18 protein-coding genes and 1 tRNA gene are annotated in these 23,836 nt (G+C 38.3%); 3 read left to right on the top strand and 16 right to left on the bottom strand.

Going from position 1 to position 23,836, the window contains the following annotated elements; all coding sequences use genetic code 11:
• Positions 1 to 45: 45 nt before the first annotated feature.
• Positions 46 to 804 (bottom strand): sugar phosphate nucleotidyltransferase, encoded by a 759-nt coding sequence (locus I4641_RS09615; protein WP_229640290.1) that lies wholly within the window; start codon positions 802 to 804, stop codon positions 46 to 48.
• A gap of 285 nt (positions 805 to 1,089) precedes the next feature.
• Here I4641_RS09615 and I4641_RS09620 point away from each other — a divergent pair, with 285 nt between their 5' ends.
• Together I4641_RS09620 and I4641_RS09625 are read left to right on the top strand one after the other, a co-directional pair.
• Positions 1,090 to 2,727, top strand: a complete 1,638-nt coding sequence (locus I4641_RS09620; protein ID WP_229640292.1) for a hypothetical protein — start codon at positions 1,090 to 1,092, stop codon at positions 2,725 to 2,727.
• Between the two features lie 111 nt (positions 2,728 to 2,838).
• On the top strand, positions 2,839 to 3,462 hold the full coding sequence (locus I4641_RS09625) for a TIGR04282 family arsenosugar biosynthesis glycosyltransferase (protein WP_229640293.1): 624 nt from the start codon (positions 2,839 to 2,841) through the stop codon (positions 3,460 to 3,462).
• Here I4641_RS09625 and I4641_RS09630 read toward each other — a convergent pair.
• The 12 genes from I4641_RS09630 to I4641_RS09685 all read right to left on the bottom strand — a co-directional run bounded on the left by I4641_RS09630 (position 3,455) and on the right by I4641_RS09685 (position 18,892).
• Positions 3,455 to 3,958 carry a KdsC family phosphatase gene (locus I4641_RS09630; protein WP_439655338.1) on the bottom strand — a complete coding sequence of 168 codons (504 nt, stop codon included), beginning with the start codon at positions 3,956 to 3,958 and terminating at the stop codon, positions 3,455 to 3,457. The genes I4641_RS09625 and I4641_RS09630 overlap by 8 nt on opposite strands.
• A gap of 33 nt (positions 3,959 to 3,991) precedes the next feature.
• Entirely contained in the window at positions 3,992 to 4,774 is a 783-nt protein-coding gene (locus tag I4641_RS09635; RefSeq protein ID WP_229640295.1) for a hypothetical protein, read from the bottom strand.
• Between the two features lie 204 nt (positions 4,775 to 4,978).
• Positions 4,979 to 5,818 carry a 3-deoxy-8-phosphooctulonate synthase gene (gene kdsA, locus I4641_RS09640; RefSeq protein WP_229640296.1) on the bottom strand — a complete coding sequence of 280 codons (840 nt, stop codon included), beginning with the start codon at positions 5,816 to 5,818 and terminating at the stop codon, positions 4,979 to 4,981.
• 42 nt (positions 5,819 to 5,860) lie between these two features.
• Entirely contained in the window at positions 5,861 to 6,781 is a 921-nt protein-coding gene (locus I4641_RS09645; protein WP_229640297.1) for a hypothetical protein, read from the bottom strand.
• Between the two features lie 50 nt (positions 6,782 to 6,831).
• On the bottom strand, positions 6,832 to 7,563 hold the full coding sequence (gene kdsB, locus I4641_RS09650; RefSeq protein ID WP_229640298.1) for a 3-deoxy-manno-octulosonate cytidylyltransferase: 732 nt from the start codon (positions 7,561 to 7,563) through the stop codon (positions 6,832 to 6,834).
• Complete coding sequence (locus I4641_RS09655; protein ID WP_369426757.1) at positions 7,560 to 8,555, bottom strand: KpsF/GutQ family sugar-phosphate isomerase; 996 nt, start codon at positions 8,553 to 8,555, stop codon at positions 7,560 to 7,562. The genes kdsB and I4641_RS09655 overlap by 4 nt, the downstream gene beginning before the upstream one ends.
• A 35-nt stretch (positions 8,556 to 8,590) precedes the next feature.
• Positions 8,591 to 9,706 carry a hypothetical protein gene (locus I4641_RS09660; protein WP_229640300.1) on the bottom strand — a complete coding sequence of 372 codons (1,116 nt, stop codon included), beginning with the start codon at positions 9,704 to 9,706 and terminating at the stop codon, positions 8,591 to 8,593.
• Positions 9,707 to 9,709: 3 nt separating this feature from the next.
• The gene (locus I4641_RS09665; protein ID WP_229640302.1) at positions 9,710 to 11,998 is read right to left on the bottom strand and encodes a glycosyltransferase family 4 protein; all 2,289 of its coding nucleotides are present in this window, start codon (positions 11,996 to 11,998) and stop codon (positions 9,710 to 9,712) included.
• Positions 11,999 to 12,047: 49 nt separating this feature from the next.
• The gene (locus I4641_RS09670; protein WP_229640303.1) at positions 12,048 to 13,301 is read right to left on the bottom strand and encodes a tetratricopeptide repeat protein; all 1,254 of its coding nucleotides are present in this window, start codon (positions 13,299 to 13,301) and stop codon (positions 12,048 to 12,050) included.
• A 489-nt stretch (positions 13,302 to 13,790) separates the two neighbouring features.
• Positions 13,791 to 15,722, bottom strand: a complete 1,932-nt coding sequence (locus tag I4641_RS09675) for a glycosyltransferase (RefSeq protein ID WP_229640304.1) — start codon at positions 15,720 to 15,722, stop codon at positions 13,791 to 13,793.
• Between the two features lie 83 nt (positions 15,723 to 15,805).
• The gene (locus I4641_RS09680) at positions 15,806 to 17,458 is read right to left on the bottom strand and encodes a tetratricopeptide repeat protein (protein WP_229640306.1); all 1,653 of its coding nucleotides are present in this window, start codon (positions 17,456 to 17,458) and stop codon (positions 15,806 to 15,808) included.
• A gap of 174 nt (positions 17,459 to 17,632) precedes the next feature.
• Positions 17,633 to 18,892, bottom strand: coding sequence for a M16 family metallopeptidase (locus I4641_RS09685; RefSeq protein WP_229640307.1), 1,260 nt, complete (start codon positions 18,890 to 18,892; stop codon positions 17,633 to 17,635).
• Positions 18,893 to 19,038: 146 nt separating this feature from the next.
• On the opposite strand from I4641_RS09685, the gene I4641_RS09690 reads away from it, so the two are divergent.
• Positions 19,039 to 20,856, top strand: a complete 1,818-nt coding sequence (locus I4641_RS09690; RefSeq protein WP_229640308.1) for an ABC transporter ATP-binding protein — start codon at positions 19,039 to 19,041, stop codon at positions 20,854 to 20,856.
• 8 nt (positions 20,857 to 20,864) lie between these two features.
• Here the strand turns inward: I4641_RS09690 and I4641_RS09695 are convergent, their stop codons facing one another.
• From I4641_RS09695 to I4641_RS09705, 3 genes are all read right to left on the bottom strand, one after another.
• Positions 20,865 to 21,122 (bottom strand): DUF1816 domain-containing protein, encoded by a 258-nt coding sequence (locus I4641_RS09695; protein WP_229640309.1) that lies wholly within the window; start codon positions 21,120 to 21,122, stop codon positions 20,865 to 20,867.
• Positions 21,123 to 21,337: 215 nt separating this feature from the next.
• Positions 21,338 to 21,424, bottom strand: a tRNA-Ser gene (locus tag I4641_RS09700).
• 64 nt (positions 21,425 to 21,488) lie between these two features.
• Positions 21,489 to 23,690 (bottom strand): ComEC/Rec2 family competence protein, encoded by a 2,202-nt coding sequence (locus tag I4641_RS09705; RefSeq protein ID WP_229640310.1) that lies wholly within the window; start codon positions 23,688 to 23,690, stop codon positions 21,489 to 21,491.
• Positions 23,691 to 23,836 lie beyond the last annotated feature (146 nt).

Genomic DNA, 23,836 nt, shown 5'->3' on the forward strand with positions numbered 1-23,836 from the left:
GATGACTGTTCTACAATCCTTTTGTCAATAGGGTTTGAGATGCTCTTACCCTGCTCCTTTATGTCGCTCATTATGATTAATTTCATCTTCTAATAAATCAAATATTTCCGATTCTAGGAGATACATTCCAAATATACCCAAAAACTCATCTTGTTTCATTCCTGGTACTGCTAGATGTTCTCTGGCATATTCTAGGGTAGGCTTTTCATAGATTTGGCTTATTTCTAATATTGAATTATTAGTTTGCCATGTCCCAGAAACACAACCAGCCTTATGGATAATATTCCCATTCATAACAGTAATGCCAATCACACTAGTATTAACCTGTTGATAAATCTCTACTATTTGTTTGGCACAAGAAATATTAGTTTGCGAAGTATAAATATGATCGCCTAATAAAAGCAAAAAAGGATCGTTATCAACCCAATCTTTGGTACAAAAAACTGCATGACCAAAACCTTCTTGTTCGGTTTGAGTCAAAATCGTAATGCGATCGCCTAAGTCTTGGAGATATTCAGTATATTCTAGGTTTTCTGTGGATAGTTTTTGTCTCAGTTCGGCTTTGGGTGGGGACTTGAATAAGTCGTGGAATAAATCGCGATCGCTTTGCTGGACGACAATTCCTATTTCTTGTATTCCTGCACTAACGGCTTCTTCAATAATTGCCAAAATAATTGGTTTTGCTCGTCCATCGCGATCGATAATCGGCAAGAGTTCTTTTTTTAATGCTTTAGTTGCAGGATACATTCTCGTACCAAAACCTGCTGCGGGAATTACTGCTTTGTTGACTGTTTTCTGAGACATTTTAGATTGAGTTCAATAATGCCTTAGATCCTATAATAATTCCTCGGCTTATATTTTTTAAATTTTAGTTGATAAAAATTTTACATAATATTTTATAGCTTTATCAAAACTTTAAATGCAAAATAAAAAATAGACGATAACTCAATTATTTTTATCTTGTCAACATATTTACCTAATTATTATTATCCAATGAGGTTTTTGTATAGTTGCCCCTATCCGTAAAAACTCTTGTTATGCTGATTTTATAATTCGCATGAATTCAATATAAAAAACTTTTAATTAATTATGTCTATTACAATCAACTTTGCTCCTGAAGGAACTGCTATTAATCAATCTATTGTAGATTTTGGTCAAGGTTATAGTCTCGAACGAGGCTTCGGTTGGGTTAAGCAATCTACTCTTAATAATATTAATCCTACCCCCATTGATATTACGCTCAATACTCGCGATCGCGACGAATCAAATGATTCTCTAAGGGATAGTTTAATTCACTTACAATATCCCTCAGAATTTTCTACATATGAACCCGTGGGAAATCCCAAACCTAGTGCCTGGGAATATAATTTAGCTAATGGTTTATACCAAGTTACTGTTAGTGTTGGTGATTCGGATTTTACTGATAGCAACCATAGAATTAATCTCGAAGGAAAGTCCGTAATTAATGGATTTGTACCTACGGAAGACGAAAAATTCGCTACTACTACTACTTTAGTAGAAGTTGCCGATGGTAAATTAACCTTAGATGCCAGAGGTGGCGAAAATACCAAACTAAACTTTGTGGAAATTGCTCCTGCGGAGTCGGTTAAAATCAATTTTGGCATAGCCAGTATTGAAGCACCTTCGGGATATATCCAAGATATCGGTAATGCCTACAGCGACGAGCGAGGTTTTGGTTGGATTACCCAAGAGAGTGTCGGCAGCGATAATCCCATACCTTTGAGTGTAGTAGCGAATGCTCGCGATCGCAATACCTCTGCATCTACCACTTTAGATACTCTAATTCATCTTCAATATCCCGAAGAATATAATAATCCTAATTCCGAAACTACTGCTGCTGCTTGGGAATATCAATTGGCTAACGGTCAATATTTGGTTACTGTCAATGTCGGCGATGCTAATTTTGCTGATAGCAACCACGTAATTAATGTGGAAGGAAAAACATTCGTCTCTGGTTTCACCGCTTCTCCCAGTCAACTATTCAAATCTACTACCAAACTAGTTACCATTGCCGATGGCAAACTTACTGTTGATGCCATTGGTGGAGACAATACCAAAATCAACTCCATTGAAATTACGCCTTTCTCTCGCCTTAATGACGACGATAACGCAGTAGAAGAACCTAGCATACCAGAGAACGGGGTGAATATTAACTTTGGCACGGCGGTAACTGTCGCACCTGAAGGATTTATTCAAGACATCGGACAAGGCTTTGACTCCACCAGAGGTTTTGGCTGGGTGACAGAAAGTAGTTTGGGTACAGTTGAAGCTCAACCTATTGATATTGTAGCTAACGGACGCGATCGCAATACCCTAACGCAAAATACAGCATTAGATTCTCTAATTCATATGCAATATCCCACTGGTTTGGGTAACAGTAATGATGTGATTAATACTCGTGCTGCTTGGGAATACGAGGTCAAAGACGGTAGATATGAGGTTATCGTAAGTGTTGGGGATGCTAGCTTCACTGATAGCAATCACGTAATTAATATCGAAGGAGAAAATGCCGTTGTTGGCAACGGACTTTCTGGCTTTATTCCCGATAGCCTTGGGGGAAATCTATTTTTCACTGGTAGAGCTACAGTAGAAGTGATCGATGGTAGACTGACTATTGATGCGATCGGTGGTGAGAATACTAAAATCAACTATATTAGTATTATTCCTGTTGATAGTGAATTAACTATTTCTGATTCTGAGGTTTAGTAAAAAAAGTTTTTTAATTTAGATTGAAAATTATTGAGAATTATATTTTATCCTACCCAATAAAAATGGGTAGGTTTTTTATTTGGAACTATAAAATATACGCCTTTACTGATGTCTGAAACACTAATTATTTATAGTCGCTATCCCGAATCTGGTAAAACAAAAACCCGCATGATTCCTGTCTTGGGTAAAGAAGGTGCAGCGGAGTTACAGCGAAAAATGAGCGAACATACCCTAAATACCGCCAGAAAACTAAAATCTATGCGCCAAGTTGTGATCGAAGTTCATTTTGCAGGAGGAAATAAACAATTAATGTCAGATTGGTTGGGCAAAGATCTTGAATATATACCCCAAGTTTCTGGAGATCTAGGCGATAGAATGAATTGGTCTTTTCAACGTGCTTTTAATTCCGATCAGAAACGAGTTGTAACTATTGGAATTGATTGTCCCGATCTCGATTTAGAAATACTCAATCTTGCTTTTGATTCATTACGATCGCAAGAATTAGCGATCGGCGTTGCTGAAGATGGTGGTTATTATTTAATCGGTTTAAATCAAATAGTTCCTCCACTTTTTCAAAACATAAATTGGGGTAGCGATCGAGTCTTAGCACAAACAAAAGCGATCGCGCAACAACTCAATCTCAACACAACATATCTAACCACTTTATCCGATGTAGATCGACCAGAAGATCTACCTATATGGCAAAAACATTATTATTCTAATTTTAATTAGCTACAAAAGAATTCTGTAGTAAAAGATTGCAAACTTCTCTTACTGCACCTTGACCACCAACCGCTTCGGTAATATATATGGAGTTGGTTTTATTTTCAGAGATAGCATCAGCTACAGTTATGGGAAAACCCACCGCTTTTAGTATGGGTAAATCGTTAAGATCGTCTCCCATATAAGCTACTTGAGATAAAGATAGATCTAATTTATCACATAGATTTTTTAATACAGTCAGTTTATCTTCTACACCAATAAAACAATTATCAATACCTAGTTTTTGAGCGCGATGAATAGTTGCATAAGAATCATTAGCACTAATAATTGCCACTTCTATTCCCGACTGCATTAATAGTTTAATTCCCTTACCATCTTTGACATTAAACTTTTTGCAAACTTCTCCGTTTTCTGTATAGTAAAGTCCGCCATCCGTTAGGATGCCATCTACATCTAAAGCTAACAGCCGAACTCGATCGAAGTGTAATTTAGTAGAATTATTCATCATTTAATCTTAATTAATTTTTTGAATCAAGTTTTATACTAGTAGGGATTCTAATTGATGCTGTTCCAAAGTTTTAAGCAGAATACGGGGATTACTTACTTTTTCTAATCGATTGACTCGCTTATCTTGCTTTTGTCTAACATTTTGATTCAATTGTTCTGGAGATTGATGTAACAAATTTTCCCGATCTAAAACTAAACCAGCAGAGCGCAAAAAATCAAACATGAAAGCAAACTTTTCTTGATTGTTATTTAGACTATGAATTTTCTCATAATCTAGAGCGATCGCTTTTTGATTATTAGCTTTAAGTTCTCGTTCGATAAAGTCATAATATTCATGATGAAAACTAAACCACTGGAGAAAATTATTAGGATTAAAATCTACCTTTAACCCAGAAGTATCTTTGCGATCCCATCTTTGAGTTAATCTAGCAAACTGTACGGAAAAATAAACATCTAATAGATTGCGTTTGACAACGATTTTTTGAATCCGATTATTTTTGATAATGATATCTCTCAAGTTATCTTGAGATAAATGATTGGGAAATACCTTAAAGTTAATATACTTATTGGTACTATAGCTACTAATAATATCTAAAAACAAAGCAGGATTTTGGGCAATAAAACCTATAAGTTTTGGATCGCTACTATTTTCGATTTGCAACTTATATAAATTATTAATATGCCCAATAATATTCTTACTCAATAATTCATGATTAAGATAGCTAGATCGATCGTGAAATATTTCATAAAAAGAATCTATTTCCTGAAACTGACCAATCAAATCACAAAGATAATTAGTACCATTTCTGGGCATCGATAAAATCGATATAAATCTCGTATTCATTGTTTAAATTACCAACTCTCAATTACCGTCATCCTCAATTAATCTGAGTAAATTTAAGTAGTTTGAATTTAGAATAGTCTAAAATCCAAACTACATATAAAAACTTGTTACTTGTTACTTATTACTTACGAACAAGTAAACTGAATACATCCACCAACTAACACTCAGCGATCTTTATGCGTATGTCAAATCACCAACATTCAAACTATTACGCACGTTGATAATCTGGCTTAAAACAGTTTCCAATCTAGCCAAAGGAATCATATTGGGACCATCGCTAAGGGCATTATCGGGATCTTCGTGAATTTCCATAAATAAGGCATCAATTCCGATCGCAGCAGCAGCACGAGCTAGATATGGTACAAATTCTCGCTGTCCTCCCGATGTATTTCCCTGTCCTCCTGGCATCTGGACGCTGTGAGTGGCATCGAACACAACGGGATAGCCCAAAGCGCGCATTTGAGGCAGAGAACGAAAATCAACAACTAAGGTATTATAGCCAAAACTAGTACCTCTTTCTGTTAACATGATCTTATTGTGACCGCTCTCTTCTAATTTTGTCACCACGTTTTTCATGTCCCAGGGTGCAAGAAACTGTCCTTTTTTGACGTTAACAGTTTTACCCGTTGCTGCTGCGGCGAGCAAAAGATCGGTTTGACGGCATAAAAAAGCGGGAATTTGTAGGATATCTACTACCTCTGCGGCGATCGCAGCTTGTTCGGGGAGATGAATATCCGTGAGGACGGGTACGCCAATTTCTTCTTTAACTCGTTGTAGAATAGCTAGTCCGCGATCGATTGGTTGTCCGCGAAAAGAATGAATTGAAGTGCGGTTGGCTTTATCAAAAGAGGCTTTGAAAATAAAAGGAACATTAAGGCGATCGCACACTTTGCCAATCTCCTCTGCCATTTTAAGAGTAAAGCTTTCTGATTCGATGACGCAAGGGCCTCCAATTAAAGCGAGAGGTTGTCCTTCTCCGATGCGAATGTTTTGACCGATTTGAGCTAGTTGCATGGTTTTATTAATCAATAATGGACAATGGATAATTGGATTTAGTCAATAGCTAGTTGCTAATTGTCGATCGCCCGAAACGCTATTATTTTGAGAATTAGCAACACCATAATAATTTGTTGGTAGATAGAAAATGTAGTTAGAGAATAGTTTTTGATTACTGTCTGCGTATTTTTTCAAGATTTCATCTTTACTTTTTTCCGATAATAAAGAAGTTTTGCTGGCACTTTTTACTTGATACTTTTTAATAATCGAGAGTATTTCTTTCCTGTGTTTGGCAGGTATCTCTGAAAAATTACGATCAAAATAATCAATTGTTTCTATTATTAGTTCTGACGCACCTTGATTGTTGGGCGGGGGAATAATTACCCGTTCTGAATCGATAGATATTATGGATCGAAAAAAAGTAGTAATAAATTCCTGTTGAGATTTCTTTAATAGTTCGTAGGGTGTAATCATGCAATTCTCTTTGCCTATATAGCCAGCAACAGCATTAACTACGTCATACCAAGAAATATTAGTTTTTTGTACTTTATCTAAAAAGTATTCCCAAGAATATTTTGCGCCGTGAGTTTTACGGAATTTATAACAAGATTCGAGATAACTATCTTGTCGGCGAACGCACAGTAAAAACTTAGTTGAATACTTTTGATTTACTCTGGCAATAAGGTTAGAAAACTTAAGAATTGAATTGGTATTAAAAAAGCCGCGATCGCCTGGTTGAAAAATACCAGGCATCAAACCAATAATGTTAGCATCTTCAGAAATAATTATCTGTTGATAGTCATTTTGATAGTCTTGTTCAGCTAATTTAATAATATCTTCTGGAGTAACTTCGCGATCGCGAAATTCATCTAAATGAATGGCAATTCGTTGTGCTTCAAACAATGCTTTGTTTTTGCGGAGGAACATTTTCATAAAACTAGAAGCCGTTTTATGTCCGCCACAATGTAAGTAAATTGTCATGATATTAAGAAACGAAAGGGAAAAGGGGAAAGGTAATTATTGTCAATTGATTACGCAGTTTCTAGAACAAGATGTTGGGCTTTTACCAAATCCTCGGCGGTGTTGACTTCCACTACGGCTTTAGCCGTCTGACAGACGCGGATAGTATAGCCGTGTTCTAATACTCGTAATTGTTCTAATCCTTCACACTGTTCGATAGGTGTTGAGGGCAATTGGGTGTAAGTTTCGAGGAAGTCTTGACGAAAGGCATATAGCCCTAGATGGTGAAAGACAGGGACTTCTATGGGGTTGCGATAAAAAGGAATAGGAGATCTGGAGAAGTATAAAGCCTGTTGTTTTTGTCCGCACAATACCTTGACTACATTAGGATCGTGATAGCCAGTTTCTTGGTTGAGGGGACAAGCCAAAGTAGTCATTTCTGGAGACTCTCCCTCTAGATAGGGCGTTACCAATTCTGCTAGCATTTGGGAAGTGACAAAAGGCTGATCGCCTTGAACGTTTACCACCACAGAAAATTCTTGATAGCGAGTTGCTACTTCTGCGACTCTGTCTGTACCTGTAGAATGCTTGGGGCTAGTCATTTCGACATCGCCACCAAAACTAATAACCCGATCTGCTACTAGTTGACTGTCGGTAGCCACGACTACTTTAGTAAAGACTTTGGAATTAACTGCTGCTTCGTATACCCATTGCACCATTGGTTTATTACCAATTAGTGCTAAAACTTTGCCAGCCAATCTTTGAGAATCATATCTTGCGGGAATTACAGCGAGAATTTTCATGACAATCCACTCCTAACTATATCGTGTAAACGAATTAAACCGATGCTTTTGTTGGTTTCATCCACAACGGGTAAAATTGAAATCTGTGACTCGCGCTTTTCCATTAGCTGTAGGGCATCATAGGCGAGAGTTTGGGGCGTAACTATGACAGGATCTTGCGTCATCATATCTTTAGCTGTCAGGCTGTACAAATGAGAAGCATGACTCTTCATCATCCAGCGACGCAGATCGCCGTCAGTAATAATTCCCAATAAAAGTTCTTTACCGTCAACTATATTAACCGCACCAAAACCGCCTTGAGTTAAAGCACATACCACATCCGTCCATTGAGCGTCTGGGGGTAGTTTAGGATAGTCGCGATCGTGCATTAAATCCTTGACTCGCAGGGTGAGGCGTTTGCCCAGTCTGCCCGCAGGATGGTTGAAAGCAAAGGCTTCTGGAGTTAATCCCTTCATTTGAACTAAAGTCATTGCTAAGGCATCTCCCAAAGCCAAAGCAACGGTAGTACTGGTAGTGGGTGCGAGATTGAGGGGACAGGCTTCTCGATCTACCGACGCATCTAATACCGCATCAATTGCACGAGCAATGGTAGATTGTATATTACCCAAGATACCAATTATGGGTACGGAGCGTAATTTTAGATGGGGAATCATGGTAATTAATTCGTCGGTTTCCCCACTGTTACTCAGCATGATTACCACATCCTCTGGGGTAACTATACCAAAGTCTCCGTGTAAGGCATCGCAAGGATGAAGAAAGATAGCCAGGGTACCGATACTGGTTAGAGTAGCAGCAATTTTTTGTGCCACTATTCCCGACTTACCCACTCCCGTCATGATGACTTTGCCAGTACAGTCTTGTAATATTTGTAGGCTTAGATCTGTCTGTTGGCGATCGAGTTGTTCGGATGTTCTATTAATCGCAGCAGCTTCTAGTTGAAGTAGCTGAAATATACTGGAGACGGCGTTATCTGGAGGTGACTTGGTGTACATTTTTGGTTGAGACAAGGTATACCTTGTCTGTACGGTTATTTTTTGTATAAATCGCAGATGATGTCGGTATCGACAAAATTGAATCCCCAAAAACTACGTAAAGAGGTTCTAATACGGTTGGGTTTTTTGGGCAGTCTAATATTACTCGCGGGTGAAGTTGTGACTAAAGGAACGAGTATTTTGCGCCAAAAGTCGGCAGAGAAAACAACATCATCAACGGTAAAGAAAGAGCCAAGTTTGAATTCTGCTTCGTTGTATTCTTCAGTGAAGCGGAAAGGATATTCTATGAGGTGATAGCCTTCTTTTCCTAAATATTTGGCTTCAATAGAAGTACTCGAACTAATGCTATAAACTGCTTCGATATTGTCGTGAGACATTAAATAATAGAAGTTTTCGCTAATAATTTGGCAGTTGCTAAATAAGCGAGAAATAGAGATAGCTTCAAAGGGATCTAAACTATAGGGATGAGCTTTAATTAAAAGGGTGTCATAATTAGCCGATATTTCTGCAAAGCGATCGCAAAAGTCACTTACTTTGTAGAATTTGTCTCGATTAATTAGTACTTTATCATCGGTAGTTTGTCCCGCAAACAAAGCAGCTTTTCCCTCGATATCTAGACGGTTTAAACGGCTCATGGAAGCCATGACAATTCCTGCTTGCATGAGAATAGATTCTTCTGGCAAAACATAATCGGTAAATAGCTCGGATATTTCCCGATTGTTACTTCTAACGCCAAAAATAATATCGTCTAAAAAACGTACGGGATGAATAATAATATCGACGAAAGGAATACCCAAAGTATCTAAAGCATCTCTCAATATTTCTGGTAGTTCAAAAGCAATAACTATGGAGTTTTTAAAACTAAGCCAGACGTTCATTAAAAAAGTCTCATCTAGTTGCTTATATTTGAATAGTTTTGCCCAGGCTAACAGAGAAACTTCCGACTCGATCGCTTGATAGCCAGATTGAGTTAAAGAAGCATCTTGAGTAGAAAAAAGCAGCTTTTCGATAGGTAAGTTGACTGCTAGTTTTAAACAAGGTTTGAGGGCAGAATAAAGCCAGTTGATATTGATATCTTGCGAGCCATTGCCTAAGTGGTTCGAGCGAAATATATCCCCTGTAAATATTATTTTTTGGTATTTATTACTCATTACTTAATACTTGGCGAGTTGTAATAAAGGATGGTAAGCAACAGTGGAATTGAAATCAGATTTGATTAATTGTTGTCCTTGTTCGATTAGTTCTCTGACTAAATTTGGTTCGTTTACTAAACGAATAAATGCTTCAATAAATTCTGCGCGATCGCGAGCTAACATGATGCCATTGTTTCCTGCTTCTCCAATACCAACTGCTCCTTCTTTGGTCGATACGATAGGTTTGCCATAAGCGATCGCTTCGAGGGTTTTGATTTTCAATCCACCCCCAACAAAAATAGGATTAATTGCACAGTCGATCGCTTGATAAATTTCTGCTTGGCTCATACCCATCCCCATGTTTTTAACTTGGAGATCTTTGCCACAATATTCATTAAATTGTTCCCCTACGCTGCCAAAAATAAGTAACTCTAAGTTAAAGGGTTTGATGACCGACCAAACTTGATGAAGAAACCACTCTAATCCCACTCGATTGGCTAAACTAGAACCTCCAATAAAACCAATAGTTTTGATTGCATAATTATTGCGTTCTTTTACTTCTGTATTGACTACATGGGGGCAGAGTAATACGGGAGTTTGGGGCAGAATTTTTTGTAATAGTTGGCGTTCTTCTTTTTGAATTGCCACCACCGCATCAAACTGTTCTAAAATGCGTTTTTCTTCCCCTAGGGAAATATTAATATGATGGTCGAAACCGTGTTCGTAGAAACGATATTCCCGAAAAGACATGATGTCATGGGTATCTAATACCGCAGTACAACTATCGGGTATGGCATCTTTTAAATAGGATAAATAAATATATTCCAAGATAACCATGTTGGGTTTTTGAATGGCAATAAATTTAGCAAAGGCGCGATAAAAGGCAGAATGTCGCCATCTGTTCAATCCAGGTACGTTATAAAACTCCGTCCATGGGGGTAAATCTTCTGGTAATTCTCCCTGTTCGTAATCTTTGAAGCTAACTACCATTCCTCCATAGCCTTGAGCGTCTATTTCTTGTTGTCTGGCTTGCCAAATCGAACCCAGGAAAAAGACTTTTAAACTGGAATGCTGTTTGATTTCATTACACAAGGAAAGAATACGCTCGTGTTTGCCATTGTTTCCCTCCCAAAATGGTGCTTCAGTAACTACTACAACTGTTTTTTGTTCTGCGCGATCGCCTTGTATAATTTGGATAGTTTGACCTAGTAAGTCGAGTTGTTGGGTCAGTTGATATTTATATTTATTAATTATTTTAGAAGACTCTTTTCCTGCCATTGCCAGTTGTTGGGGTTGAGTCATAGCTAGTAAATAAGACACCATCTGTTGGGGCGATCGCGCTAGATGATATTCTTGTTCTACAGGTAGCCCATCGCTACCACTAATGGTAGAAACGATCGGAACTCCAAAACTAAAAGCCTCCACGGTTTTAATCTTCAAACCAGTACCCGCAATCATCGGGTTAATCGCAATATCCACTTCACGATAAAAGTCTGTGATCTTATCGACTTTTCCCATCAAGGTTTTGTTGATTTCTTGAGGAAATTGTAGATGGTTGCAAATCGATCCCGCAAAGATTAATTCTGATTTTGCCATCAATGATTCATTCTGACAATAAGCAGCGATAAATCCCTCCATGCTCTTGCGATTGAAAGAGTTACCAGAACCAAAATAGCCAATCCGCAGGGGTTTATTTGCCCTTGTAGCCATTGACCATTGCCAAGTCGGCTCAAATACCACATGAGAGATTACCGCCACCTTAGCCTTGGTTATAGAACGGTAGTAATTGGCTTCTTCTTCTTGAATGGCAATGATAATATCCGCCCGATTTAAAGCAATGGCTTCTTGTTCGTTGGAGGTATAAAAGAAGTCTGGGGCGATACCGTTTTGCTTGAGCAAATTTGCTCGATCGCCAAAGCGATCGTGAGTATCGATTACCTTAATACATTGAGGGGGAAACAGTTCTAAAACCTTGCTTTGAAAAATATATTCGCAAAAAACTACATCAAAAGATTTTTTTCTCAGTAGACTGCCAATCTCGTCTGTAATATTGCGATCGTACCAGTCATCTATACCCCAAAGATCTCCCAGAGATTTTTGCCCCTTGTGCTTGGTAGGAATTAAATGAAAGTCATCCCATTCTGCTTCCATCGCGGCGATCGCCTGAGAATCGATACTCTCTTGGGCAAAATAGGTAAAAGTAATATGATGACCTTGATTTTGGAAATATTTGACCAACGCATATATACGGCTGCGATTGCCAGCGTTTTGTGGGTGGGAAGGTGTGGGGGAAAACCAAAGGATATCCATTTTAGGCAAGAGGAAAGAGGAACGAAGTAGAGATGAAAGGCTGTTCGCCCTAATTAATTGACGTTAAGGGAATTAAACTGATGCTTTCAATTAATAAGCCAATTAAGCGAGTATCAGATGCTTGAGGATTTACTGTTTCATCGATTGTCAAATCAATTGATAAGAACGGTTGATTTTGCGATTCAATCGCAATTTTTGCTCTAATAACTGAAGGAAAAGAGGCTTTTTCTAGGTCTATAGATATGTCTAATGGTTGATCGTTAAGATGGATTTTTAGTGTTTTTAATAATCCTGGTTTAGCTTCCGACCTGACAATTATTTCTAGACGATAATTTCCAGCAACAGGATAGGGTAAAACAATCGAGGCAAGAGTACCAGGCCCCGTCCAGCGTCCATGTTTTTCCGCACCGTGCCAACCCGAACCAACTATACGATTTTTTAGTTCGCATTTAAGGGGAATTGGTCTTACTAAATCGACAATTTTTTCTAAGTCGACATTTTGTTTTGCTTGAGGGTCTACTGTGGCAGCAGGAGGTTCTAAAAACTTGGTTTTAAGATAGTGAATATCTGTTTTTATTTCTGCCAGGCAATGTATTAAAGTAGCTTTATCCATTTTTTGAGTAGCTTGATCGCCATGATATAACATTTGTTCTAAGATTATTTCATATTGCTCGACAATGCTAGAATCCATCAATTGACGGCGCACTTGGGCAACATTTAATTCAACATTATGTTCGACACTTTTAGGAGTCGCTCTTGCTGATTTACTATTTAATATAGATGTACAATTCAAATCTACTTTATTGCTAGATTTTGCCAAGGCTTCAGTATACTTTGACTGAAGTTTAGTTGATTGAGGAAAATATTTTAATCCCTGGTTTCTAATATCTTCTGCTTGCTTGATAAGTTTATTTTCAATTAGAAGATCGAATAACTTGAGATAAATCCATTCAGGCTGCACTGGATTTAATTCGATGGATTTTTGATAAAACTCGATCGCTTGTTCTTGAAGGTTTTGTTTTTCATAAAGTAAAGCGATCGCTCTACTAATTGATTCATCTTCTGGATAGAGTTTTTGGGCTTTTTCTTTGAGGGCTATACCAATATCAAATCGATTTATTTGAGCCGATAAAGTAATAGTATTACCATAAATCCATGCTGGTTGAGCTTCATTTACTTTTATAGACTGTAAATAGGCAGTAAGGGCATCTGCTAATTTGGTTTGTTCCTGTTTACTGACTGTATCTTCTGGTAGATTTTCTGTCCCTCGATCGGTTTGCTGCTCTTGAGTTTTGATAAACATTTTGTTGGTTGTATCAAAGATTTTAGTAGATAGTTATTGTCTTCAATAGTTACTAAAGATATTGACAAGTTTTAAATAAGCTCTAACCAAGTCAGATGTAAACAGATGAAAAATAGCTGTTTTTTTTGAGTTGGTGTTAGATAAAAATGTAGATACATTCTCGAACTTGTCTTAGTTATCCCAAAACTTAACAATAAAATTTACTAGAGAAAACAATTAAGTATTTTTTCTCGGATATATTTGTTCTAACATTGTTTTCGAGACTAAAATATAGCTGCAATAATCGATATATTTATGCCAGAAAAACTGTAATAGTTAGAAGTCAGCAACATCTCCAAGAAGTCATATTCTTGTGCATTAAGATAACACCAGTCCAGTAAAATTGACATTAGTAAATACACTGAGTTGTAAAAAATAATCCGTGTATTTTCGTAATATAGAATACAATTTTCTAGTAATAAGTTACTAGCGATCAATAACAATTTTTTCCTAAAATATTTCCAGACTATCGACAATTATTGAGAGTTGTTTTTTAATTTCTCTGGGATGATAAGGTGCGATCGCTTTTAGAGAATTGAGAGACAATTTTTGCCATAGTTGGGCATCATTATAAAGACGCAATATTTCTGCTGCAAAGTCTTGAGTATTATTTGCTTGAAGAATATCGCGATCGGGAATTAAATTCATACCTTCTGTGCCGATTTCTGTAGAAACTATCGGTAAACTATATTCCAAACTTTGACCGATCTTGCCTTTCATTCCCGCACCATATCTTAGGGGAGACACAAATAGCTTATGACTCAAAAAATAGGGAGTTACATCCTGAATATAGCCCGTAATCATAACGAGATCGCTTTTTAAAGATTCAACTTCTGAAGAGGGATTGCTACCGAGTAAAGTAACTTTTACATCTGGTTGTTTTTGCCAGACTAAAGGCATGATTTCCTGACACAGCCATTTAACTCCATCAACATTGGGAATATGATTATAGCCACCAATAAATAGTATTCCCGAACGTTCCTCAAAGTCAGGAATATCCCCCTTATAGGGAAGATGAACGTTTGGCACAACTTCCACCTGCTTTACTGACTGATATTGTAATATTTTTTGCTCGATTTGAGTAACAGTAATAGTCAGGTCAGATTGGCGAGCAATCTGCAATTCTTTACCTTGCATTTCTTGCCATTTACTATTGCTATTATCCTGCTTTAATTCCCAAGCTCTTTTTAACCGTAGATAGTGTAGATCGATAGTATCGTAAATAATTTTTAGCTTGCTATTTTGTCTGACTAGATCGGCATATTTTTCATTTAATTCAGGACGACAAATCCAGGCTAAATCGATTAAAGATAGTCTTTGTTGAATTTGTCGTTCGATAGTTATACCATAACCTTGTTGGGTATATAAAACTTCTATTTGTAAATCTTGCAATACAGAAGTATAGGGTTCTGCTTTATAACCATTGTCCGCAGCAAAGATAACATGAAAATTGAGATCTTTAAAGATTTTTAATAGCTCAAATAAACGACGAGAACCCGATTCTCGATCGTAGCAGGGCATATAACTATCAATAACCAATACTGTCTTTTTGCCCAAAAACTTTCTACTAGCAAAGGGAGTATTCTCGATGCCACGATTGAGAGGATAATTATGGAGAAAATGCTGCCATTTTTGCTTAAACTTAACTCCATTAACTAATTGATATTGCTTGACTCCTGTCGCAGTAGAAGTACCCGAACTAATTCCTTCATAGTGAATCACTTCAGATTTAGGCTGATACATAACTTCCAAATCTAATTTATGGCGCAAACCAAAGCATAAGTCTGTATCCTCGTAATAAGCTGGCACAAAATCCCTTTCAAAGCCATTTAACTCCAAAAAAGCACTTTTTTGCACCATCAAACTCGCTCCCGAACAATAGTCCACGGGACGTAGATAATTATATTCTGGCGCAGCAGGATTATCTTGTCTGCCATAATTCCAGCCACCACCATCTTGCCAGACAATTCCCCCAGCCTCTTGTAGACTACCCTGGGGATAAATTAACTTCGAGCCAACTGCCCCTACTTGGGGTTGAGCCAAAACTTCGATTAAACTTTCAATACAGTTAGGCATTATTTCCGTGTCGTTGTTGAGGAAATAAAGATATTTACCCTTAGCCAAAGATGCGCCGTGGTTGCAAGAATGAATAAAACCCCGATTGACTCGATTGTTAACTAAAGTAATAGCAGCGATCGCATTTAAACTATTTTTAGTATCATCTGTAGAACAATCATTAACTAAAATAACTTCTACGGGGACAGTATTGCTGAGATTGGAGGCGATCGCTTTTAGGCACCTGAGAGTATAACTTAGCTGATTGTAGACGGGAATAATAATCGAAACCAGAGGGGAGTTACTTCGAGGTAAAGTCTGTTTCAACTCCTCCACCAAAGCCTCTATTTCATCTTGAGAATAGTTTAATTCAACAGTAAATTTACCATAACTATCCCCGTTAAAATCCCTTAGTTCATAATTAGGGTTTTTTTTTGCAGGGCTTCTTTCAAACGAGAGGTCAAATCGGGGTTTTGAGGATGAAACTGCAAAGCCATTTGATAGGTAACAATTCCTTCTTCTAGCTGTCCCTGGTTGACTAAAGCATCTCCCAACTTGAGATATAATTCCAAGTTAGTTTTATCAATGGCGATCGCTTGATGGTAGGCTAAGAGATCCTGGGGTTCTTGTTCGATAGCTAACAAAAAATGTTTTAAAGCCTTGCTCAAATCTTTGTGACTGCGACGATACAAAGCATTGCCCAATTTTTGCTGTAATTTGGGCAGATCGGGCTGGATTTTGCTGGTTTGCTCGTAAAAATCTACCGCTTCCGACCATCGATTGAGCATACTATAAGCTTCCGCCAAATTAAAATATGACCAAGAAAAATCAGGATTAAGCTCGATCGCTTTTTGATAAACAGGGATCGCTTCTTGCCATTGACCCACCTGAATCAAAGCATAACCTAAATTATTATACGACCAAGAAAAATCAGGATTATATAAAATCGCTTGACGATAAGAAATAATCGCATCCGACCATTGTTCTTGATGGCTTAAGACTTCTCCCAGTTCGTGATGAGCCTCCCCGTAGTCTGGGGCATATTGAACCGCTTTTTGATAGCATACCGCAGCTTGAGACCATTTAGAGGAGCGTTGATAAAGATTGCCCAGACGGTAATATATTTCAGGATTATCTTGTACCTGTTTCAAGCCTTGAAGATAGCAAGAGATCGCCTGTTCTCTTGCGCCAGATTTGGTTAATAATTTTGCCATACCCAAATAAGCTTCGCTCGAATTGGGCTGTTGTCCGATGGCTCGATGATAATAAGCGATCGCTTGCTTATATTTCTTGCCATCTATGGCATCTTCAGCTAGGGTCAAATATTCCCTAGTACTAAGGGATCGATTATCTGGCAATGTTGAGACGGCAGATCTCGGTTGTATTGATAATTCTGGCACTTGAGGCTTATAGGGTGGCAATATTTTGTTCTGACTTGTAACCAGACTAGAGCCAGATAACTGCAAAATAATACGACAATACTTAGCCGCTTCCTGCCACAAACCCAATCTTTCACTAAGATCGACAATTTCTTGATATATCTCAACTTTTCGGGGAAAAATCCGCCCAGCCTGATGATATTGTTCCAGAGCCTCTTTAAATTTACCCTGCTCCTTCAACGCTTTACCTTGACGTAAATAGTCTCCTACAGTTAATTCCCTGGGTGTAGGTTCGACTGGCACTTTCGGTTGTTGTTCCTGCAACTGCAAAATTCGAGCTAAATGTTCGTGTATCCCTAGCAATTCAGGATTGATGGTTAATGCTTGTTGATAATAACCCACCGCTTTCTGCCACTGTTTTTGATTGGCATAGAGAGAACCCAAATTAACATAGACTTTAGCAAAATTAGGTTGAATGGCGATCGCCTGTTCATAATAACCCACCGCTTCTTTTGCTTTACCCGTTTTTTGTAGCGCATCTCCCATCAGTTTGTGGGCTTGAGCCAAGTCCCGATCCAGAACAAGAGCTTTAGCACAAGCTTCAATAGTGAGCTGCCATTCTTTTGCTTGCCAATGGATCTGGGCTTGTTCTAGAACAATTTGAGCCTCATCTACTTTAATCATTTTCTAGAGTGGTGTGTTGTGGAGCAAGTTTTTGATTACTAACAAACAATTCACTAACTCATCATTTATTGATTGTCAATGTTGGAGAACGGTAATCAACCGCAGAACTTAACACCTAAAAAGCAAATTGCCCAGTATTTTTTAACATTACTGCCAATTTTGAGGCAAAAGATTTTACTTTTCTCGCTTGACTAGAGAAAGATAAGGCTGGCTCAGATAGCGATTGGCTACTTCGTTAATTAAATCGGGAGTAATAGGGGGAATGGCAGCCTGGAAATTGTTGTCAAAATCTACCCCCAAACCCAAAGTTTCATACCAACCATAAGTTTGGGCAATTTCGCCGTTAGTTTGTTTTCCTAGAGCATATTGCCCCAGAAGTTTGTTTTTTACTCCCTGTAACTCTGATTCGCTTAAATTTATTTTAGTTAACCGTTCGACTTCTCTACTCAAACCTTCGATCGCGATTTCTGTATTGCTGGGCGCTGTTCCCATATAAGTTACAAAAGGGGCAGTCTCCAAACGAGTAGGAAAAAATGCCGAAACGTCGTAAGCCAATCCTCTTTTTTCCCGCAATTCTACAAATAGACGACTAGAAAGTCCATTACCAAGATAGGTACTGATCAGCTTTAAAACTGCATAGTCTGGGCTATCTACCTTTGTCCCCAGATAGCCCAACATGACAATCGATTGCTGAGTATCTTGAATTATTTCCGCTTCGGAAGGATTGACTACAGGGGAAACCAACTCAGAAACAGGCAAAGGAAGATCGGGGTTTTGCCAATCACCAAAAACTCCAGAAATCAACTCAATTCCTTGTTTTTGAGTAATCCGCCCAGACAAACTAATAACTAAACTATCGGGACGAAAATAAGTTTGATGATAGTGCTGAAGATCTGCGCGAGTTAGAGAGACGACGCTGGTTTCCGTACCCAAAACCGAAACACCATAGGGATGTTGGGGATACATTTGCTGGCGCAATTGATTGAAAGCCACATTAAAAGGCTGTTCTGTTTGAGATTTAATTCCTTGTAAAGTGAGCTTGCGCTCTAATTCTACTTCCGATTCGGGAAATACAGGAGATCGCATTATCGCTCCCAAAAGCCTTAACATCTCTGGAAAATCAGCCGATACGGTTTTTAAACTAAGAGCAAAATAATCAGTAGAAGCATCCGCACCCAAACCTGCACCAATAGACTCGATCTTCTCGGCAATCTCTAAAGCAGATAATTTTTCTGTTCCCTTGGCAATTACCGCAGAAACTAAATGAGCTAACCCCGCTTGTTCTGGTTTTTCGACAATTGTCCCCGCACCTTTAAAAAAGAAACGACCTGAAATGATATCTGCTGCTTGGTTTTCAACAATAATTAAAGTGATGCCATTATCAAGAACTAAGCGATGTAGGTTAGGAATAGTTATAGTGGAATTAGGAGACATTTAGATATTAAACGATGAGATTATTTTAGTTGGCAGATGTAACCGTATCTATAACTATCTAAACAGTTTTTTCCTCTCCAGGTCGAGCAATTAAGAAAAAAACCAGAATATCAACAATCAGTAATCAGTAATCAGTAATTAGCTTCATGTCTTCTTTCCGCGATATTGTTGGTTATTTTAGTAAATATAGAGCGATCGCCTTTTTGAGCATCGCTGCTTCTAGTCTGTTTGAGATTATCGATCTAATCGTTCCCTATTGTGTCGGGCAGATTCTTAATGTTTTATCCAATCAACCTTTAGACTTACCTTTAACTGCTTTAATCGCCCTAGTCCAAAATATTGGTAACTTTCCCGAAAGTAAATGGTTATCCTTGGGAGTGTTGCTGGGAATAGTCTTTGTTGTAACGGTAGTGCGATCGCCGATTCAGCCTTGGATTGGGGTATGGTATCATTGGGCGATCGCCTTAGAAGCGAGAAAAGATCATTTTAGTCAGGTAGTAGCCAAAATTCTGACTCTACCCTTGGGCTATTACGATGAAAATAATCCTGGGCGAATTGCAGGCAGAATCGCCAGGGGAATTGAAAATCATACTTGGACTTATCCCGAAGTCGCAGGGCAGTTAATCCCCAAGCTAGGGCGAATCTTGGGGATCTTTGTCATGATTTTGTTGATCGAACCACCCATTGCGATCGCATTTTTAATTTCTTTTGTGTTAATTCTGGGATATAGCCTCAAGCATCTGAGTCTGATTATTAAAAAAGAAGAATTACTCGAAAAACATCAAGAAAATACCGAAAGCCGTACCTCAGAAATTATTACTAATATTAAAACCGTCAAATCTTTTGCCACGGAAGCCCAAGAATATCGCCGACAGCAACAAAGATTCAATCGAGAATTCAAGTACGTCAACTATCGCATCCATAAAGGCTATGTCAATCTCATTACTTGGTCTCGCACTGTAATTCAAACCTGCGTCTTTTTAGTATTGCTATTTACCCTTGTCTCTACCGTACAGGGCAATATTACTCTAGGACATTTTATTACCACCCTAACAATTTCTAGTATGGCTTACGCAGAACTAGAGCCGATTAGTCAGCTAGCAGAAATATTTGCTCGTCGCTACGCCTCGATGAAGCGATTGCATGACTTTATGCAGCTAGAATCGGGGGCGGATGCTGCCAGTTTAACCATAGAAAACATCAAAGATAATCCTTACAAATTTACAGGCAAACTAGAATTCCAAGATCTCAGCTTTGGTTACGATCGCGATCGTCTTATCCTAAAGGATATCAATTTACTAATCCAACCCTATCAAACCGTAGCTTTAGTCGGTCGTTCTGGTTCGGGAAAGTCTACTCTAGTCAAATTACTTTTTCGCTATTTTGAACCCCAGCAAGGAGCAATTAAAATTGATGGGGCAAATATTAACACCTTAGATACAGCTCGTTATCGTCGCCGACTGGCAATTGTCCATCAAGACGTAGATATCTTTAACGGTACAGTGTGGGATAACCTAACCTACGGCAACCCTAATGCAGAACGAGAAAAAGTCTTACAAGCCTGTCGTATAGCAAGGGTTGATGAATTTATTCACGAACTACCCAATGGTTATTTAACCGTAGTTGGAGAGCGAGGAGTAAGGCTTTCTGGAGGACAAAAACAGCGTTTGGGTATTGCCAGGGCATTAGTTGTCGATCCCGATATTTTGATTTTTGATGAAGCAACTTCAAGTTTAGATTATGAGTCAGAAAGATCGATTCAATTAGCGATGAAATCAATTTTAGGCACGCGCACTACTTTAATTATTGCCCATCGTCTGAGTACGATCCGCGAAGCAGATTTGATTGTAGTGTTGGATGGAGGAAAAATTATTGAAACTGGTAGTCATGAAGAGTTGTTAAATCAAGGAGGTATTTATCAACGTCTCCACTCTCTGCAAGAAACAGGGGAAATTTTTAATTGATGATTGACTTAGAATAGTTCTTCTTCACAGATAGTCAACTCAGGGGGTTGCCAACATTGCTCTAGTTCCACATGAATTCCTAGAGCTTCTTCCTCCATCAAGTCTTCAATATAACCAGCTTGCGATCCCTTCGCTTCCAGAGGACTATCAAAAGGGCCAAAATAATAGATACATTGTGGTACTTTAGTGCTTATTCTGAGCCAGTAAGGGACTTGGTCTTTTTTTCTTAAACCTAGCAAACCGATTAATTTTGTAGCTAACGACATAATAAGCTTTAATTGGGAATAGGGTTTTTGATGTTTTTACTGGAAAATTGAATTGGTATTGGTTTGAGTCATTAGCTTAAAAAGGGAAAAAAATTTTGTACAGCTTGGCGACGGAGGTGAAGAGGCTTGTCTTGAAATGAATTCAAGATCTTGTATCGTCTTTAGAGTAGGGTTAGTGAAAATAATAAGCTCTGCATACCAGGCGGGTTAGGATACGGAGAGGGGGGGATTCGAACCCCCGTTGGGTTTGACCCCAAAATAGTTTTCGAGACTACCGCATTCAACCACTCTGCCACCTCTCCAGGTTAAGCATTAAGTCTACAGAGTCATTTTACTGAGATTTGGGAGAAAATGGGTAGTGAATTGTTAAAAAATACTATTAGATAATGTTTTTTGGGTTTGATGTAGTCGTTTTTCAGGAGTCCAGGCGATCGCACCATTTTGTTTTAAGTTATAAAAATATGGCTTTGGCAGATTTCGTCGAGTACTTTCTGTAGGTGAAAAAGACGAAATTATAGTTTGAGGATTTAGTTGCAACCAATCTGATGGGAGGGATGAAGTAATGATGGCGATCGATTTTTGAGATAATTGATTTTCTTGGGTATATTCTTGAATTTGAATCGCACTTAATTTTACTTTGCCTAGTATTAACCAGATTTCTTCTGCCATTTCTAGTTTTAAGATTCCTCGGGAGCGATCGCAATCTATTTTGAAGTTATTGGTTTTGATTGATAGATTGTTAGATTGTTGTTTTTCTGAGATATCTTGCGGGGTTGAAATAATATGCTCGATTGATATGCGATCTCCTATTTGTGATGAATTTGACTCGAAGTTTGGATTTAAGTCGAAATAGTAATTTAGATGATTAATACCTTGGTGGTTGAGAAAAGGTAACACCGTATATTTAAAAGTGTTTGCCGATCCACTATTAACTAAAACTGTTTTTCCTCGATCTTGAATTACGATAACTGGCTCTAGCTGACTGGGTATAACGGTAATCTGGGTTAAATTAAAGTGTTTATAGCCTATGGGAATGATAATCAAGCTAATAATTAATAATAGTATCGATCTCCACTTATTACGCCATTTTTTATCTAACCAAACGAAAAATAATAAACTATAAATGATCGATAAAATACCAAGAGAAATTTGTCCGATCACCCAAGAACTTCCTGGTAAACTAGTAAATAAGTTGACTGCGGTAATTAGTATTTTTGTGGGATATAACAGTAGCCAAGCGATCGCACTTCCTGCAATGGGTAGAATCAATCCTGCGATCGCACTAATCATTCCCCCCAAGCTAATTACCACAATCAAAGGAGTACAGAGGATATTAACTATAATGCTGTAGGTAGCCACAATATTAAATTGATAACAAAGTAAAGGTAGCACCCAAATGGAAGCAGCCAAAGGTACAGCGATTGAAGTGGCAATTGTCGGCGGTAGCCAGTCTAATGAACTCTGCAACCCTGGCATAGTTACAATTAAGCCAAAAGTTGCCAAAAAACTCAGCTGGAAACCCAAATCGCCAACGAACAACGGATTAAATAGCAAAATAAGCGTCGCTACTAATAACAAAGAACCCAAAGGTTTGACTTTTGTTGCCAGTGTCATCGCAACTAATACTGCAGATCCCATCAAACAAGCTCGCAATACAGAAGCTTGAATCCCCGTTAAACCCAGATAAACTATCAAGGTAGATATACCAATAATCAATCGAGGTTTGGCTCTCAAACGATTGGTCAGTTTTAAAATCAAACCCAATAATAAAGAAACGTGAAAACCCGAGGCAGCCAAGACATGAGCCAATCCAGCTTCAATAAAGCGATCGCGCAGATCGGCGGGTAAATCCACCGCTTTACGTCCCAAAACCATCGAACTAACTAATTGTCCCTCAGGACTACCCAAACCCCGCAAATGACTCCTGACGATGCGTCTTCTAAGTTTCCACCATCTCAGTCTGGGTTCGTCAAGAGAATGGTCGATTACTTCTAATCCCTGCATACCTGCAAAAATTCCTTGACGAGCAAGATACTTCCCAAAATCAAAAGCACCAGCAGTGGTGGCAGCTTGGGGTATATATAAAATTCCTTTAAGCTTAATTTCTTCCCCCAGATTGATTCCCGTACTCTGCAACAGTGGCAGACTGACATAGAGTTTTCCCGATACTGGTTCGTTGTGGTTAATTTCTGTTGCTTTGAGCCAGAACTTAATTTTGTGGCTCGCGTTTAACCTGGGTTCGCTGATAACTTTGCCTACTACGGTAACTACTTCATTTTCTACCTTAGAAACTTGATAAACAACATCCTTGGTATCTGGTTGGGGAATTCGTAATTGAAAATACAAAATAGCCAAGATGGCAACTATAGTTGCAGCCCACCAAACTTTAAGCGATATTCTTAGCTTTCTCAAAACAATTCCAATTATTACAACTAATCCACTCACTAGTGCGATTTGTTGTAGTAACTGCTCGGCTGTAATACCCGAAGTTGTCACAGTCAAAAAATTAGTGACTAGCAAACCGACTATGTACGCCAAACAAATAACGATCCAACTAATGGGAGTCATAGCACTGTAAGTACCTATTTAAGCCATCCCAGTAAAACATATCGCCATAATTTACGCATCTCGAACAAAGAGCAAAAACCAAAAAGCGATCGGTCGAATAAACACAATTCATAAAAACCTTGGTTTGTGATCTCAATAGTTGCCTT

Source organism: Waterburya agarophytonicola KI4, from assembly GCF_020640915.1.
In the GTDB taxonomy this organism is placed as follows: Bacteria; Cyanobacteriota; Cyanobacteriia; order Cyanobacteriales; family Xenococcaceae; genus Waterburya; species Waterburya agarophytonicola.

Excerpts from the sequence above, each read along its gene's own strand:
- I4641_RS09615 (WP_229640290.1), bottom strand. The coding sequence starts at position 804 with ATGTCTCAGAAAACAGTCAACAAAGCAGTAATTCCCGCAGCAGGTTTT.
- I4641_RS09620 (WP_229640292.1), top strand. The coding sequence starts at position 1,090 with ATGTCTATTACAATCAACTTTGCTCCTGAAGGAACTGCTATTAATCAA.
- I4641_RS09625 (WP_229640293.1), top strand. The coding sequence starts at position 2,839 with ATGTCTGAAACACTAATTATTTATAGTCGCTATCCCGAATCTGGTAAA.
- I4641_RS09630 (WP_439655338.1), bottom strand. The coding sequence starts at position 3,958 with ATGAATAATTCTACTAAATTACACTTCGATCGAGTTCGGCTGTTAGCT.
- I4641_RS09635 (WP_229640295.1), bottom strand. The coding sequence starts at position 4,774 with ATGCCCAGAAATGGTACTAATTATCTTTGTGATTTGATTGGTCAGTTT.
- kdsA (WP_229640296.1), bottom strand. The coding sequence starts at position 5,818 with ATGCAACTAGCTCAAATCGGTCAAAACATTCGCATCGGAGAAGGACAA.
- I4641_RS09645 (WP_229640297.1), bottom strand. The coding sequence starts at position 6,781 with ATGACAATTTACTTACATTGTGGCGGACATAAAACGGCTTCTAGTTTT.
- kdsB (WP_229640298.1), bottom strand. The coding sequence starts at position 7,563 with ATGAAAATTCTCGCTGTAATTCCCGCAAGATATGATTCTCAAAGATTG.
- I4641_RS09655 (WP_369426757.1), bottom strand. The coding sequence starts at position 8,555 with ATGTACACCAAGTCACCTCCAGATAACGCCGTCTCCAGTATATTTCAG.
- I4641_RS09660 (WP_229640300.1), bottom strand. The coding sequence starts at position 9,706 with ATGAGTAATAAATACCAAAAAATAATATTTACAGGGGATATATTTCGC.
- I4641_RS09665 (WP_229640302.1), bottom strand. The coding sequence starts at position 11,998 with ATGGATATCCTTTGGTTTTCCCCCACACCTTCCCACCCACAAAACGCT.
- I4641_RS09670 (WP_229640303.1), bottom strand. The coding sequence starts at position 13,301 with ATGTTTATCAAAACTCAAGAGCAGCAAACCGATCGAGGGACAGAAAAT.
- I4641_RS09680 (WP_229640306.1), bottom strand. The coding sequence starts at position 17,458 with ATGATTAAAGTAGATGAGGCTCAAATTGTTCTAGAACAAGCCCAGATC.
- I4641_RS09685 (WP_229640307.1), bottom strand. The coding sequence starts at position 18,892 with ATGTCTCCTAATTCCACTATAACTATTCCTAACCTACATCGCTTAGTT.
- I4641_RS09690 (WP_229640308.1), top strand. The coding sequence starts at position 19,039 with ATGTCTTCTTTCCGCGATATTGTTGGTTATTTTAGTAAATATAGAGCG.
- I4641_RS09695 (WP_229640309.1), bottom strand. The coding sequence starts at position 21,122 with ATGTCGTTAGCTACAAAATTAATCGGTTTGCTAGGTTTAAGAAAAAAA.
- I4641_RS09705 (WP_229640310.1), bottom strand. The coding sequence starts at position 23,690 with ATGACTCCCATTAGTTGGATCGTTATTTGTTTGGCGTACATAGTCGGT.